Below are 14,754 nucleotides of genomic sequence, written 5' to 3' on the forward strand. Positions count from 1 at the left end.
CGGGTTGGTATCACTGGGTACAGGCCTCCCAAACAGCATCTTGGGGCAGTTCCGCGGTCAATTCGAGCACTTCTTTTTTTACCGGGTGCACCAGGGATAACCGCTTGGCGTGCAAATGGATACTTCCGTCCCTATTGCTGCGATCGGAGCCATACTTTAAATCGCCTTTAATGGGGCAACCAATCGCGGCAAGCTGTGCCCGTATTTGATGGTGGCGCCCCGTTTTTAAGTCAATTTCCAAGAGAAAATAGTTGTCCAGTTTCTTGAGTAGCCGATATTCCAGAATAGCTTTTTTGCTATCGGGCACCTCCTTGATATGCGCGTAGGACTTGTTTTGTTTGGGATTTCTTTTTAGCCAATGTACCAGCACCCCACTTTCTTTTTCCGGTCTATTTTTTACAATTGCCCAATACACTTTTTGCGCTTCCTTTTCGGCAAAGATCCGGTTTAATCGGGGGAGGGCCTTGGAGGTTTTTGCAAAGAGCACGAGTCCCGAAGTGGGCCGGTCCAGCCTGTGGGCTACCCCCAGATATACGTTTCCCGGTTTGCTGTATTTTGCCCGCAGGTACTGTTGGGTCACCACGCTCAGGGGAACATCGCCTGTTTTATCGCCCTGTACAATATCACCAGGCCTCTTGTTGATGGCAATGAGGTGGTTATCCTCATATACCACCTGAAGATTGCCAGGGTTGGAAACTATTTTCGTACCCACTATAAACTTATTTTTTTGGATCTTAAGGAGAAAAACAAAATGAGCAGGACACCAAGGGTAACGGAAACATCCGCCATATTGAATATGCCCGTTTTCAGTACCCCGACCCTAATATGCAGGAAGTCGGTCACCTTGCCATAAGCAATACGGTCCAGCAGATTCCCGATGCCTCCCCCGATAACGCAAGCAAAGGCAAAAGCCGACCACCTGTCCAAGGATTGTTTCCTTAAAATACCCAGGAGCAAGCCCACCAAAACGACCATTGGGATTAGTTGTAGGAGGACTATTTTGGCTACCGGGGGCAAATCTTGTCCCATACCCAACATGGCCCCCGTATTCTCCACGTTGGTCAGGATAAAATTATCCTCAATAATTTGAATGTAGTCGTTCGGCGCCACTTTTTCCCTCACGATGTCCTTGGAAATTTGATCACAGGCAAAATTCAAAAGGACCAGAAGAACAACGGGAATTTTTCTAAGCATTGCTGGTAGCTTTTAGGTGCTAGTACTGCTCCTCATCACTGGGGAAATCCCTGCTCTTTACATCTGCGACATATTGGGAAATGGCATTTCCCATCTCCTCGTACAGATTCATATACCTCCGTAAAAACCTGGGGTTAAACTCATGGGTCATACCCAATAGGTCATGGATGACCAACACTTGTCCGTCTGCGTGTTTGCCGCCTCCGATGCTAATGGTAGGAATGGAAATACTTTCGGACACTTTTTTGGTAAGGGATGCCGGAATTTTTTCGAGGACCACTGCAAAACAGCCCAATTTTTCCAGCATTTTGGCATCGGCCATCAATTTTTTGGCTTCATCTGCCTCCTTGGCGCGGACGGTATAGGTCCCAAATTTGTAGATGGACTGTGGAGTGAGACCCAAATGACCCATCACGGGAATACCTGCGTTCAAAATCCGTTTTACCGATTCCTTTATTTCAGCTCCGCCTTCAACCTTTACCGCATGGGCACCACTTTCCTTCATAATCCTTATGGCAGAACGTAGCGCCTCTTTAGGGTCGCTTTGATAACTTCCGAACGGGATATCCACTACCACCAGAGCTCTTTTAATGGCCCGTATCACGGAAGAAGCATGGTAGATCATCTGATCTAGGGTAATGGGCAATGTGGTTTCATGCCCGGCCATGACATTACTGGCCGAATCACCCACAAGGATAACATCTACCTGGGCAGCATCCACAATTTTTGCCATGGAATAGTCGTAGGCGGTGAGCATGGAAATCTTTTCACCGTTTTGTTTCATGTCCACAAGGGATTTTACGGTGACTCTTTTGTACTCTTTTTTGGCGACAGACATGGCGTTTTGGTTTAAGCGGGATAAATGTAAGGAGATTTGTTTAAAATATTTCCTTATTTTCGAAGCCTATTCCTAAAACATAGGCCATGCGAATGTTATTATGCTTGTTATTGTGCTTAAGTGGGCTATCCCTTGCGGCCCAGGGTTCGGAAAACGAAGCCGTTCAGAAGACGGTGGAAAGCTTTTTTGAAGCCTTTCACAAACAGGATTCCACAGCCATTAAACAAACAGTTTCAGAAGACGTGATCTTGCAGACCGTTGGGAGAAACAAGCAGGGTGAAAGTCGAATGCGCACGGAAAAGTTCGATGACCTTATACGCTCCATCACAAGCATCCCGGACAGTATTCAGTTCCAAGAAAAACTGTTGTCCTTCAATATCCAGGTAGATGGGGCCATGGCCAATGCGTGGACACCCTACGAATTCTGGTTAAACGGAAGCTTTCACCACTGTGGTGTCAATTCCTTTCAGTTGTTCAAGGAAGGGGATTCCTGGAAAATCATCTACTTGATCGATACCCGTAGGAGGGAGGGATGCCAATAAAACCCTTTTAGTCGTTATCGGTAACGGTTAAGGTAACGCTGGCGTTATTTCCTGCCTCCACACCATTGGGCAAGGAGGAAAACTCCACGTTTAGCGTCTCATCTCCTTCCGCGACATCATCGTCCAAAGTGGTAATGTCAAAGGTAGCCTCGGTAGCTCCGTTTAGAATGCTTATACTGGCGTTGACCATACTGACGACGTCCATCATGGGATCCACCGTTCCTCCAAACGAAAAATTGGCAGTTAAGACACCTCCCGTGTCATTGGGGCGGTCCAAACGCAAGGTCACGGTTGCGGTACCTCCTTCTTCAACAGAGGAAGGGCTTAAACCCAAACTTGCTGTAAACGGATTGCTACTGCCAACTTGGTCATCCGTAGTATCGTCACTGCTGTCACTGGAACAAGCGATAAGGAAGATTGCTGCACAAAAGCTTGCAGCGAGACTCATTTTTTTCAATTTTTTCATAGCTAGATGTATTTAATCGGTTGCATTTTTTTTGACAAACGCACTTACTTCGTCGTAGTTTATGGGAGACCTAACAGGCATGGGTGAGATAAGTGTCGTTGCATTTTATGGTGGATACCCCTATTTTCCAGTCTCCCGGGCACATCGTGACATCCTGTCAGTTTTTTGCCCTTGGCATATTGTTTGTCATTCCATGAACAGTTAAAAACACAAAGCACTAATATTTAAAATATATAGAATGAGCAAGATTATTGGAATAGATTTAGGAACTACGAACTCTTGTGTTTCCGTAATGGAAGGGAATGAACCGGTTGTAATCCCAAATGCAGAGGGCAAAAGAACGACTCCTTCCGTGATCGCCTTTGTGGAAGGTGGAGAGATCAAGGTAGGAGACCCTGCAAAAAGACAGGCGGTTACCAATCCGCACAAGACCATATATTCCATCAAACGGTTTATGGGCAACAAGTTTTCCGAATCTAAAAAGGAAGCTGACAGAGTACCTTATAAAGTAGTCAAAGGAGACAACAATACCCCAAGGGTAGATATTGACGGGCGTTTGTATACCCCACAGGAACTATCCGCGATGGTGCTTCAGAAAATGAAGAAGACTGCGGAAGACTACCTAGGGCAAAGTGTTAGTCGTGCCGTAATCACCGTACCTGCATATTTTAACGATGCACAGCGACAGGCGACCAAGGAAGCCGGGGAAATTGCCGGACTTACCGTAGAACGAATCATCAACGAACCTACCGCAGCCTCTCTGGCCTACGGTATGGACAAGAAGGATACCGATCAAAAAATCGTCGTTTTCGATTTTGGTGGAGGAACACATGACGTTTCCATTTTGGAACTGGGCGATGGTGTTTTTGAAGTATTGGCCACTGATGGGGACACCCATTTAGGGGGTGATGACGTAGATCAGAAAATTATTGATTGGTTGGCCGAGGAGTTCAAAAAAGACGAGAGCATTGACCTAAGGGACGATGCTATGGCCCTACAGCGTTTACGCGAAGCTGCCGAGAAAGCAAAGATCGAACTTTCTTCCTCTGCCCAGACCGAAATTAACCTGCCCTATGTAACGGCTACGGCTTCAGGGCCCAAGCACTTGGTTCGTACCCTTAGCAAGGCTAAATTTGAGCAGTTGATCGAGGATTTGGTGAAACGCACCATTGAACCTTGTAGTACAGCGCTCAAAGCGGCCGGACTATCCAAAAGCGATATCGATGAGATTATCCTTGTAGGTGGATCCACACGTATTCCTGCAGTACAGGAGGCCGTGGAAAAATTCTTTGGCAAAAAACCATCAAAGGGCGTAAATCCGGATGAGGTGGTAGCCGTTGGGGCTGCTATCCAAGGCGGGGTGCTCACTGGTGATGTGAAGGATGTGCTGTTGTTGGACGTAACACCACTGTCTTTGGGAATTGAAACCATGGGCAGCGTAATGACCAAATTGATCGATGCCAATACCACGATCCCAACAAAGAAATCACAGATATTCTCCACAGCGGCAGATAACCAGCCTTCGGTTGAAATCCATGTATTGCAGGGAGAACGACCTATGGCTGCGGATAACAAGACCATTGGACGTTTCCATTTGGACGGTATTCCACCCGCACCCAGGGGAACGCCTCAAATTGAAGTGACCTTTGATATCGATGCCAATGGTATCATCAAAGTATCCGCTACGGACAAGGCGACCAATAAAACACAGGACATCAGGATCGAGGCTTCCTCCGGTTTGACCGAGGAGGAAATCCAAAAAATGAAGGCCGAGGCCGAGGCCAATGCCGAGTCCGATAAAAAGGCCAAGGAAACTGCAGATAAGTTGAACGAAGCGGATAGCATGATTTTCCAAACGGAAAAACAACTGAACGAGTTTGGCGATAAGCTTTCCGAAGATAAGAAGAAACCTATCGAGGAAGCCTTGGAGGAACTTAAGAAGGCCTATGAAAGCAAAGATCTAGGCGTTATTGAACCCGCTTTGGAAAAAATCAACGAGGCCTGGAAGGTAGCTTCCGAGGAAATGTATAAAGCGCAGGCAGAAGCACAACAGGGCGGAGCCTCCGCAAATGGTGAAGAAGCCGCTTCCGATGGAGCCAAGGATGGGGACAATGTGGAAGATGTTGATTTTGAGGAAGTGAAATAAACGATACAGATATTATAGTATCATAACATGAGGAAGGGGCGGTATTTTATCGTCCCTTTTTATTTTTGGTACGTATTTTGTTTTTCCCTTGTGAGAATATAAAGTAATTTTGAATATATGATACAAAACTACCCTACGTACTTTTTTTTGGTTTTCATCGCATTTACGGTCGGTATACCGCCTAACACTTTGGTTTCGCAAGAGCTTAAAGTATTTACCCTCAACGATTTTGATCTTAGGGGAAAGGTAAAATCGTGCCTTGTGATAACGGATTATGGCAAGGAAGAGTTTGATTTTGATGAGAACGGGTTTCTTACCAAGCTCGTTACCCGTTACAATGATTCGGACCATGATATTACCTACTATATCTATGACAACGGTCATCTGATCGAAAAGCGCTTGGAGAATTATAGGGATGGTGTCTTCGAAAAAAGCACCTCCATTGCCAATTTTTATGAAATTGATACTACTGGGGGGAAGAAGGTCACCGAAAAGATATATTCCTATAACAAGGATTTTCTCGATCAGTACGAATATGAGTTTGATGCCGACGATCAACTAATTCGGGTAGGGCGTAGTAATAACGACGGCATAGATGAGACGCTCATCAGCTACACCACCTACAAAGGGGAGACCACCAAGACGTATTTTCTGAACGAGGTAATCCAAAAATCCATCCGTAGCTCCAACAAACCTATCAAAGGGGGCGGTACCCAACGCATTCTTTTGACGAAGGAATTTTTTGAAGGACTGCCCACCAAGGCGGTGGAACAGCGGTTTGATTCGGAGGACAAATTGATGCGGGAAGAACATTTTGAGTATGATACCAAGGAGAAGTCCTTTGTGCCAAAGTCCCTGGTCAATTATAGGTACGATCAACGGGGAATGCTGTCCAAAGTGACGACCAAGACGGGGCCCATGGAAACCGTAAAGGAATATATCTATCAGTTTGACAATGAGGAAGGGGGCAATTGGATCAAGCAGATAATTACACCAGAAAACGCCTATACTACCAGACGTATAGCGTATTACCCACCCGAAGAGGCCGAAAAGAAGGAAGAATAGATCTTTCCTAGGTCTTGAGTTCCAAAAGATCCCAGAGGTTTCCGTAAAGATCCTCAAACACGACCACGGTACCGTACACCTCTTCCCTGGGCTTTTCTTTAAAAAGCACGCCCTTTTCCCGCATTTTGGTGTAATCGCGCCAAAAGTCGTCGGTATGTAAAAAAAGAAATACGCGGCCCCCGGTCTGATTGCCCACAGCGGCTTTTTGTTCGGTATTGGCCGCTTTCGCCAGAAGCAAACTACATCCTTTGGAATGGGGCGGCGCCACTATTACCCAACGTTTGAATGCATCCAGCACCGTATCCTGCACCAGGGTAAACCCCAATTTTTCCGTGTAAAATTGGATGGCCTCGTCGTAGTCCCGTACCACCAAACTCATCAGTGCTATTTGTTGTCCCATACTGGTTTAAAACTAAAAAAACGTAATTCGGGCTTTGTCCCATTCCTCTTTTAAGATGCCATAACAACACGTGTTGCGTTTAAAACCGTCTAGCAAATAAACATTTTTCCGAAAGATTCCTTCCAGTACCCCGCCCAATTTTTCAACGGCCTTTCTGGAGCGAAGGTTTCGTTCATCGACCCTAAATTCCACCTTTTCAAAACCCATTTCATCAAAGGCGTGGTTCAGCATCAAAAATTTCATCTGTGCATTGAGTCCGCTTCCCTGAAACTCACGTCCGATCCAGGTGGCTCCTATTTCCAGGACCTTATTGTGCCAATCGATGTTCATGTAGCGCGTGCATCCTGCGTGCCGTCCCTTTCCCTTGTCGTATATGATAAAGGGAATGCTGGTTTTCATTTCACGCTGTTCCAAGGCCACGGTGACGTAGTTTTTTAAGGCTTCGGGGGTCTCAATGTCGGAGGGTGAGTACTGTACCAATTTTGGTTGTGAGGCAATGGGGTACAACTCGTGAAAGTTGTCCAGTTCCAATGGGGAGAGCCGTACAGCTTCGTTTTCAAGGGTAATGAACTCGGGCATTACATCAAGGTGTTAATAATGGTCTTTTTAATTTCGTGCTTGCCCTCAAAAATAAGGTGTTTTGCCCTTCCCTGAAATAGCCGCTCTATTTTTTTTGATTCCGATTTCCTTCGTTCCTCCGTCAGGTATTGATCCTTATCACCTACGATTATGCGAATATCGGTTCCGTGCTCCTTTAGGTAGTCAAAATCCTTTCCTTCAAGTTCCTCAGGAATCCCTCCGGAATGCAACAGCAAATGGTCGCAGGGCAACTTGCGCCTAGCTGCCCACCTAGTAGCTATGGATACCCCTTGGGAGTAGCCAAAAAGAATAAGCTTGCAATGCGGCGGCGGTGCTTCGGCCGTATAGACCTGGTCCAGGTAATGGATCACATTTTCGATTTCCCCAGGCGTTCGCTCCCGGGTAAGCCAGCTTGCACCTACATGGGTATACGCCCCGTTGAGGTAGTATTTGGAGGGGGCCTGCGGGGCCACAATAAAGTTTTCATTTGGGGGCAGTTCATCAAAATACTTAAGGAAATACCGACTAAGGTACCCGATACCGTGTAACACAAACCAGACGTTTTTGGTCTGTGGTGTAAGTTGGTTGAGGGTACTGTACGAGTTGGTGGTAGTGTAGGAAATCTGCTTTTCGACGGAATTCATGGAAGCTTGGTTTGTTTAGGCCAAATTAAGAATAAGGTCTTCGGGAAACTTAATATGCGGGTAACTTTCCTTGAAACTGGCCAGCATTTTTGCATAAGGCAAGTCGTTGAAACTGCCATGGTCCTGTAGGTATTCCATAAAGGTACTGCCGTCGGCACTGTATTGCTGAAAAACAGCATCGTTGGTACCGTCGAACTCCAGGACGGGCACGCCCAATTTTTCGCAAAGACTTTTGTTGAACGCAGGTGTGAGTTTGATCCAAGCACCCTCAAGAAACACTTCGGTACACCCGTGAAAGACCAGTACATCAGTTTTTAAGATCTGTACAATGCGGTCTACCGCAATGTGGTTCTTGACATCCCCAAAATTCAACCGGGCCGGAATGGACAGGGCCCGTAGCAGGGCACAGAGCAATACTGCCTTTTCCACACAGTAGGCCGAACTTCTCCCCAAGATATTACTGGCCACCAGCGTTTGCGGTCTAAGGTCCAAATGGTAAGGGTCATAGAGATAATTGTCCCTCACTGCGTTGAACAGGGCAATCGTTTTTTCCTTTTCCGTGTTGCAGCCTTCCGTGACCGATTGGGCAAAGGCATGGATTTCTGGATGTTCACTATTGAGAAAATAAGTGGGTCTCAGTTGTTCGGTTTTCATATGGCGTTCTTTTCTATCCCAAACCAATCGGTTACGATGGGCCAAAGGTGTTCCTCGTGCTTTTTTCTAAAAAAATCGTTGTGTCCTATCTGCTTTAAACCGTACTCCCTGGGTACAATATGCATTCTTTGCAGTGCTGCATTGATAAACACCTTTTGTCCCAAGACATCCACGGATTTCCTAGGTGCAAAATTATCATCATCAATACTTATGGCCAATATGGGTTGTGTTATTTTTTCGTAATGGTTCTCCCCGTTGTGGTCTGCCAGTGCCAGCAAGGATTCCCTATTGAGCAACACAATAGCCCAATCCAGGGCAATACGACTGGGCAAAGGTTCTCCCAGCCCGATCCAACGGGAAGGAAAATACCCCATGATCGAGGTGAGCACCGGAGCCATGAAACGAAACCCAAAATTGATCAACAATTGCATCCGAAAGGGAAAATATTTGTAGTATCCATATTGGGAGCCAACCATCAAAAACTTTTCGTAATGCCTGTATGCGGTGGCCATGCCCAGGCTATTGCCACCAAAACTATGGCCTACCAAAAGCAAGCGGTCATCGGGATGCTGCTTTTTTACATACTCGGTAAGGGCGGTAAAGTCCTTTGTGGTCCAATCGTGATACGAAGCCTTCATGCCCCGGAGGTTGGGGGGCCTAGAAAGGGCAATGCCCCTATAGTCGAACGTATAGGCAACGCCCCCCTGTTGCGCCAGCCATTTGGCAAAATTAAAGAAGAAACGTTGGGGCAGTCCTACGCCACCGGCAACTACAAAAACCAACCCCTTGGGATCGGTGGTGTCAAAACGATGCGCCGTGATTACGTAATCGTCGCTGGTACGAATGCTAATTTCCGTCATATTATCCAGGCTTTCATTAGGGGGCATAAACTAAACAAGGATAAGGTTATACATTCTCTTGATCGCATTTTGCAGGTACTTTTGGTCATTATAGACGCGCATCAATAAGATGCCGCCTTCAATATCCTGTACGATCTGTTCTGCGATTTCCTGGGCATTCTTTGGCCCGTATTCTTCCATTAGCAACTGCTTTATGCCGGCAATGAAGTTTTCGAAAAACAACTTGATCTCGTCAAAATACAGTGGGTTGGCATGGGCAGACTCCAAGGCGGCGTTGGCCATAACGCAGCCGCCGTCGTTTTTTAGGAAGAGCTTAAAAATAAGTCCGTCTACCTTGCTCAGTTTTTCCTTGGTGGACAGTGCTTCGTTGTCCAAGATCTTGTTCAGATTGTAGTTCATATAACTGTTCACGGTGGCCAATACATCTTTGATCAGGCGTTCCTTGCTCTCAAAGTAGTAGTAGAAGTGGGATTTTTGAATCCCGCAATCGTTCGCCAAATCACTCATACTACTGTTAGCAATTCCTTTTTTTCGGACGGTATTGATCACTTTTTGAAGGACCTCCTCCTTGGATGTTTTTATTCGTGGCATTTTATTGAACGTTCGTTAAAATAAAATCAAATATAATAGATCTTTTTGAAGATCGATTCCTTAATTTTACAAAAAATGATTTCATGAACGATTACAAAGAAAAAATCCTTAAGGTGTGCAACGATATTCGCAAGGATACTTTAATGGAAACGTTGGATATTGAATATGTAGACGTTGGGGAGAATTTTCTAACGGCCAAAATGCCCGTAACTTCCAAGGTATATCAACCCGATGGCGTATTGCACGGGGGTGCTACGGTAGCCTTGGCCGAAAGTGTGGGCAGTACGGCGTCCTATATTTTTATGGATGCCCAAAAACTTTTCGTACGCGGTATAGAAATTTCGGCCAACCATATTAAGGGTGTACGTGAGGGCGATGTCTTTGCCAAGGCCACGATACTTCATAAAGGGCGTACCACACAACTGTGGGAAATCAAAATAACAGACGCAGAAGGGAATCTCGTTTCCTTGTGCAAGCTCACGACCATAGCCTTACCCAAAAAGTAGGATGTTTTCACAATTCCTTGTCAAAATAGGAGATCACCTGGCCAAGGGCCTGCCACTGACGGCCTATAGGAAACCGGGGGAGGATCGGGTGACTGCAATTTTACAGGAAACGGACACGCTTCTTTACACAGAGGATTTCACGGAGACGGGTTTTGTTTTTGCCCCTTTCGATTCCGAACGCCCCACCATCTTGATCGTACCCGATGAGGTGCATTGGGCCAACTTTGACGTACAACGGGATACCGGGCAAACGGATCCGTCCGTCAGCGGTCCCACGGCAGGTGAAAAACAGCATTTGGACCTTATAAGGCGGGGAATAGCTGAAATTGATCGGGAAGTCATGGAAAAGGTAGTACTGTCCAGAAAAGTGGAGGTCCCTAGCGATAAAAGCCCTATGGCCCTGTTCGCAGACCTATTGCAACTACATCCCGAAGCCTTCTGTTACCTTTGGTATCATCCCAAAGTGGGTACCTGGCTGGGCGCGAGTCCCGAGGTACTGTTGCATGTAAGGCACAAACATTTACAAACCATGTCCTTGGCGGGAACCCTTCCTGTTGTACCTCGTAAAGATCCCGTTTGGGGGGCTAAGGAACGCGAGGAGCAGGCCATGGTTACCCGCTATATTTCCCATACCTTAAAGGACCATTTGTCAGCACTTAAGCTCTCGGAAACCGAGTCGGTCCGGGCGGGCAGCGTGTGGCATTTGAGGACAGGTATTTCGGGCAGCTTGGGAGCGGGTGGATTGGCAGCCGTGCTTAAGGCATTGCATCCCACACCGGCAGTCTGCGGCCTTCCCAAAAAGGAGGCAAAAGCTTTTATTTTAAAGCACGAGCCCTATGACCGGACCTACTATACCGGTTTTTTGGGCGAGTTGAACTTTGGCGGCAACCGGTATCGGAAAGCGAGGCGCCGTAATGTAGAAGAACGGGCCTACAGCATGGCCAAGGAAAGCACCACACTTTTTGTGAACCTTAGATGCATGCAATTACTACCTAACAAAGCGGAAATTTATGTTGGTGGGGGCATAACAAAGGACTCGGTACCTGTGAAGGAATGGCAGGAAACCCTAGCCAAGAGTACCACCATGTTACGTGTACTCCAAAACCCGAATAATTAGTCCCCAGAATTGGGTTAAGAAGTACCTGCGTCGTATTTTTGCCGGCAATGAGCTATTCCAGTATCCCTTCGGCACAGTCCGTCGTTTTGCATTGCAAGGCAAAAGGTGTCAAAAACATCGTGATTTCACCAGGTTCCCGAAACGCACCCTTGGCCATCGGTTTTTCAGAAAATCCATTTTTCAAGTGTTTTAGCATCGTGGACGAACGATGCGCCGCATTTTTTGCCCTGGGCATTGCGCAGCGTCAACGGGAGCCCGTGGCAGTGGTCTGTACTTCCGGCAGCGCCCTTTTGAACTATTATCCGGCGGTGGCCGAGGCTTTTTACAGTAGGATACCCTTGCTGGTGTTCTCGGCGGATAGGCCGGTGTATAAAATTGATATCGGTGACGGACAGACCATCCGGCAAGACCATGTGTTTGCCCGCCATATAGGCTATTCGGCCAATCTGAAACAAGATGTGTCGCACGCTACCGAAACCATAGAAGACCTTGCCCCTGAACTCATTGACGCTGCGGTTTCCCTTACCGTCAACCAAGCCGATATTCAGGTGTACAACGACTCGGAGCTAGACAAGGCACTTACCCTTGCCTGCAGGGAACATACCCCAGTGCATATCAACATCCCGTTTGAAGAACCTTTGTACGATAGAATTGAAAACACCATGGTAACGCCTTTTGTTCGGACCGAGGAAACCGCTATGGAAAAGCCGGTACCGGATATGCGTAGCTTCGTGGAACGATGGAACGCCTCCAAAAGGAAGATGGTCCTTATCGGGGTAAACTATCCGCATTCCGTAGAGCAACAATTTCTTGACGAACTGGCCGAAGACGGTTCCGTTATCGTTTTTACCGAAACCACTTCCAATCTACACCAGCCCAGGTTTTTTCCTAGCATTGATAGTATTATAGCACCCATTGAAAAATCGGATGACCGAGATCGGCTGTTCAAGGAATTGCAACCGGATGTCCTGCTCACCTTTGGGGGACTCATCGTCTCTAAAAAGATCAAGGCCTTTTTAAGGGCTTACCGCCCCAAAGAACATTGGCATGTGGATGACAAGAGGGCCTACAATACCTTCTTTAACCTGTCCCATCATTTTGAGATGAATGTAAACGGGTTTTTTGACGCTTTTCTGGGGAAGGTAGAAACGCAGACCAGCGACTATCGCAATCATTGGACATCGGTAAAGTTGGGATACGAGAAAAAAAGGGAAGCGTATATGGGAAGCATTCCCTTTTCCGATATGCTCGTGTTCCATCATCTGATCGCTGCCATTCCGAAAAACTATCAGTTGCATCTCGCCAATAGTTCTGCCGTTAGGTACGCACAGTTGTTCCATTTTGACCCATCAATCCAGGTATTCTGCAACAGGGGAACCAGTGGCATTGATGGAAGTACGTCCACGGCCGTGGGTGCGGCACTTTATTACAAAGAGCCAACGCTTCTGATTACAGGAGACCTGAGCTTCTTCTACGATAGCAACGGTCTGTGGAATGCGCACATACGTCCCGATTTTAGAATTGTACTGATCAATAATCAAGGTGGCGGTATTTTTAGGATTTTACCTGGCGCTGAAGACACGGCAAATTTTGAGGACTACTTTGAGACCATACACAAGTTTAGCGCCGCCCAGTTATGTGATATGTACGGGTTTGAACACCTTGCGGTCGGTGACGGGGAAAGCTTGGAAAGTGCCCTGCCCGCCTTTTATCAAAAGTCCGATGCCCCAAAATTGATGGAGATAAGGACCCCCAGATTATTGAATGATAAAATTTTGCGCGATTACTTCGATTTTATATCTTAGGTCACCATTAATTAACCGTAAAATACTGACCCTGATGAGTAAAAGAGATGAACTGATCACCAAGTACGCCACCGACATTGAGAATCGGTTTAACATCACTCCCGATATGGATTTTTTGACCAAAGTGACCGTAGGTCTGGGTCCGGCCATTTACAACTCGGATGCCTCCAAGGTCTCCGGTTCCTCCGAAAAGGAACTGGAAATCGTAAAGCAGAATTTTTTGCTTAAGAAATTGGGGATGGACGATGGTCCAGAGTTGATGGATGCCATCAAAAGTGTTGTGGAGCGCTACGGCTCTTCCGTAAACAACAAGTATAGGGCGGTCGTTTATTATATGTTGGCAAAACATTTTAATAAGGAGTCGGTTTACGACGCATAGCAACACATTTTACAACAAACGGCCGTTCCTTAGGGAGCGGCTTTTTTATCCCATTATTTAAAGCGTATTTTTGCCGCATGATCGAGCTAGGAAATTATAACACACTAAAGATTCTTAGGGATACCAGTGTAGGGCTTTTTGTCGGGGATGGAGATGGCAATGACGTTTTGCTTCCCAACAAGTACGTTCCCAAATCCTATAACATTGGTGACGATATAGAGATTTTTTGTTATCTGGATTATGAGGAAAGGCCGGTGGCCACGACCTTAAAACCGTATATTGTTCGAAATACTTTTGAATTGCTCAGGGTGGTCGAGGTAAACGCTTATGGCGCCTTTATGGATTGGGGCCTCGAAAAACACCTGCTGGTGCCTTTCAGCGAACAAAGGCACAAAATGCTGGAAGGACAATGGTACGTGGTCTTTTGCTACCTCGATGAAGTATCCTTTAGACTGGTGGCCTCCAACAAACTGGACAAGTTTGTGGACAACGAGGAACTGACTGTAAAACCCTTGGACGAGGTAGCCATTATTGTAACCCGGCTAACGGACCTGGGTTGGGAAGTCATCATCAACAATAAACATAAGGGGTTGGTATACACCAATGAGGTTTTTAAGGAGATGGCCGTTGGGGATCGGAGCAAGGCCTATGTCAAAAACATCAGGCCAGATAACAAAATTGATATTTCCCTGCAGCCAATAGGCCTTAAAAGTCTAGAGCCAGCGGCCCAAAAAATATATGAGGAACTTCTGGCCCAAGGAGGTTACCTAAAGCTGCACGATAAATCGGATCCGGAGGACATCAAGACCGAGCTCCAGATGAGCAAGAAAATGTTCAAGAAAGGAATTGGCACCTTGTACCGTGAGCGTAAAATTTCGATCAAGGAGGATGGAATTTATTTGGTTCAAAGCGAGGAATAGATAGGGAATTGTTCTTTTAAGCCTATGATTGTCAGGGTGATATAGTGA

The 14,754-nt window shown here is 46.5% G+C and carries 18 protein-coding genes; 8 read left to right on the plus strand and 10 right to left on the minus strand.

The window, feature by feature from the left end; translation table 11 throughout:
- Positions 1-10 precede the first annotated feature (10 nt).
- The 3 genes from ACRD67_RS06680 to panB are packed head-to-tail and all read right to left on the minus strand — an operon-like array spanning position 11 to position 2,032.
- Positions 11-712 (minus strand): RluA family pseudouridine synthase, encoded by a 702-nt coding sequence (locus ACRD67_RS06680; protein ID WP_430966280.1) that lies wholly within the window; start codon positions 710-712, stop codon positions 11-13.
- Positions 712-1,194: a signal peptidase II gene (gene lspA / locus ACRD67_RS06685; protein ID WP_430966281.1), complete on the minus strand. Its 483-nt coding sequence runs from the start codon at positions 1,192-1,194 to the stop codon at positions 712-714. The genes ACRD67_RS06680 and lspA overlap by 1 nt, the downstream gene beginning before the upstream one ends.
- Positions 1,195-1,213: 19 nt before the next feature.
- The gene (panB, locus tag ACRD67_RS06690; protein WP_430966282.1) at positions 1,214-2,032 is read right to left on the minus strand and encodes a 3-methyl-2-oxobutanoate hydroxymethyltransferase; all 819 of its coding nucleotides are present in this window, start codon (positions 2,030-2,032) and stop codon (positions 1,214-1,216) included.
- 86 nt (positions 2,033-2,118) lie between these two features.
- On the opposite strand from panB, the gene ACRD67_RS06695 reads away from it, so the two are divergent.
- Positions 2,119-2,574: a nuclear transport factor 2 family protein gene (locus ACRD67_RS06695; protein WP_430966283.1), complete on the plus strand. Its 456-nt coding sequence runs from the start codon at positions 2,119-2,121 to the stop codon at positions 2,572-2,574.
- A gap of 7 nt (positions 2,575-2,581) precedes the next feature.
- On the opposite strand, the gene ACRD67_RS06700 is transcribed toward ACRD67_RS06695, so the two are convergent.
- Positions 2,582-3,040, minus strand: coding sequence for a hypothetical protein (locus tag ACRD67_RS06700; RefSeq protein ID WP_430966284.1), 459 nt, complete (start codon positions 3,038-3,040; stop codon positions 2,582-2,584).
- A gap of 238 nt (positions 3,041-3,278) precedes the next feature.
- Here ACRD67_RS06700 and dnaK point away from each other — a divergent pair, with 238 nt between their 5' ends.
- Together dnaK and ACRD67_RS06710 are read left to right on the plus strand one after the other, a co-directional pair.
- On the plus strand, positions 3,279-5,186 hold the full coding sequence (gene dnaK, locus ACRD67_RS06705; RefSeq protein ID WP_430966285.1) for a molecular chaperone DnaK: 1,908 nt from the start codon (positions 3,279-3,281) through the stop codon (positions 5,184-5,186).
- Positions 5,187-5,303: 117 nt separating this feature from the next.
- Positions 5,304-6,251, plus strand: a complete 948-nt coding sequence (locus ACRD67_RS06710) for a hypothetical protein (protein WP_430966286.1) — start codon at positions 5,304-5,306, stop codon at positions 6,249-6,251.
- Positions 6,252-6,258: 7 nt separating this feature from the next.
- On the opposite strand, the gene ACRD67_RS06715 is transcribed toward ACRD67_RS06710, so the two are convergent.
- From ACRD67_RS06715 to ACRD67_RS06740, 6 genes are read right to left on the minus strand one after another with little or no spacing between them, the layout of a single operon-like run.
- Positions 6,259-6,651, minus strand: a complete 393-nt coding sequence (locus ACRD67_RS06715) for a VOC family protein (protein WP_430966287.1) — start codon at positions 6,649-6,651, stop codon at positions 6,259-6,261.
- Between the two features lie 12 nt (positions 6,652-6,663).
- On the minus strand, positions 6,664-7,230 hold the full coding sequence (locus tag ACRD67_RS06720) for a GNAT family N-acetyltransferase (protein WP_430966288.1): 567 nt from the start codon (positions 7,228-7,230) through the stop codon (positions 6,664-6,666).
- Entirely contained in the window at positions 7,230-7,874 is a 645-nt protein-coding gene (locus ACRD67_RS06725; protein ID WP_430966289.1) for an alpha/beta hydrolase, read from the minus strand. The genes ACRD67_RS06720 and ACRD67_RS06725 overlap by 1 nt, the downstream gene beginning before the upstream one ends.
- A gap of 15 nt (positions 7,875-7,889) precedes the next feature.
- Positions 7,890-8,528 carry a transglutaminase-like domain-containing protein gene (locus ACRD67_RS06730; RefSeq protein ID WP_430966290.1) on the minus strand — a complete coding sequence of 213 codons (639 nt, stop codon included), beginning with the start codon at positions 8,526-8,528 and terminating at the stop codon, positions 7,890-7,892.
- On the minus strand, positions 8,525-9,388 hold the full coding sequence (locus ACRD67_RS06735; protein ID WP_430966291.1) for an alpha/beta hydrolase family protein: 864 nt from the start codon (positions 9,386-9,388) through the stop codon (positions 8,525-8,527). The genes ACRD67_RS06730 and ACRD67_RS06735 overlap by 4 nt, the downstream gene beginning before the upstream one ends.
- 30 nt (positions 9,389-9,418) lie before the next feature.
- On the minus strand, positions 9,419-9,979 hold the full coding sequence (locus ACRD67_RS06740; RefSeq protein ID WP_430966292.1) for a TetR/AcrR family transcriptional regulator: 561 nt from the start codon (positions 9,977-9,979) through the stop codon (positions 9,419-9,421).
- An 83-nt stretch (positions 9,980-10,062) separates the two neighbouring features.
- Here ACRD67_RS06740 and ACRD67_RS06745 point away from each other — a divergent pair, with 83 nt between their 5' ends.
- The 5 genes from ACRD67_RS06745 (at position 10,063) to ACRD67_RS06765 (ending at position 14,706) form a co-directional block, all read left to right on the plus strand.
- A complete protein-coding gene (locus ACRD67_RS06745) occupies positions 10,063-10,485 on the plus strand; it encodes a PaaI family thioesterase (protein ID WP_430966293.1) in 423 nt (140 codons plus the stop codon).
- Between the two features lies 1 nt (position 10,486).
- On the plus strand, positions 10,487-11,602 hold the full coding sequence (locus tag ACRD67_RS06750) for a chorismate-binding protein (RefSeq protein ID WP_430966294.1): 1,116 nt from the start codon (positions 10,487-10,489) through the stop codon (positions 11,600-11,602).
- Between the two features lie 47 nt (positions 11,603-11,649).
- A complete protein-coding gene (menD, locus tag ACRD67_RS06755; RefSeq protein ID WP_430966295.1) occupies positions 11,650-13,407 on the plus strand; it encodes a 2-succinyl-5-enolpyruvyl-6-hydroxy-3-cyclohexene-1-carboxylic-acid synthase in 1,758 nt (585 codons plus the stop codon).
- 34 nt (positions 13,408-13,441) lie between these two features.
- Entirely contained in the window at positions 13,442-13,786 is a 345-nt protein-coding gene (locus tag ACRD67_RS06760; protein ID WP_430966296.1) for a DUF2853 family protein, read from the plus strand.
- A gap of 77 nt (positions 13,787-13,863) precedes the next feature.
- A complete protein-coding gene (locus ACRD67_RS06765) occupies positions 13,864-14,706 on the plus strand; it encodes a CvfB family protein (RefSeq protein WP_430966297.1) in 843 nt (280 codons plus the stop codon).
- The last annotated feature ends 48 nt before the right edge of the window (positions 14,707-14,754 follow it).

The sequence above is a fragment of the Eudoraea algarum genome (genome assembly GCF_050589645.1).
Taxonomy (GTDB): Bacteria; Bacteroidota; Bacteroidia; order Flavobacteriales; family Flavobacteriaceae; genus JBNGOQ01.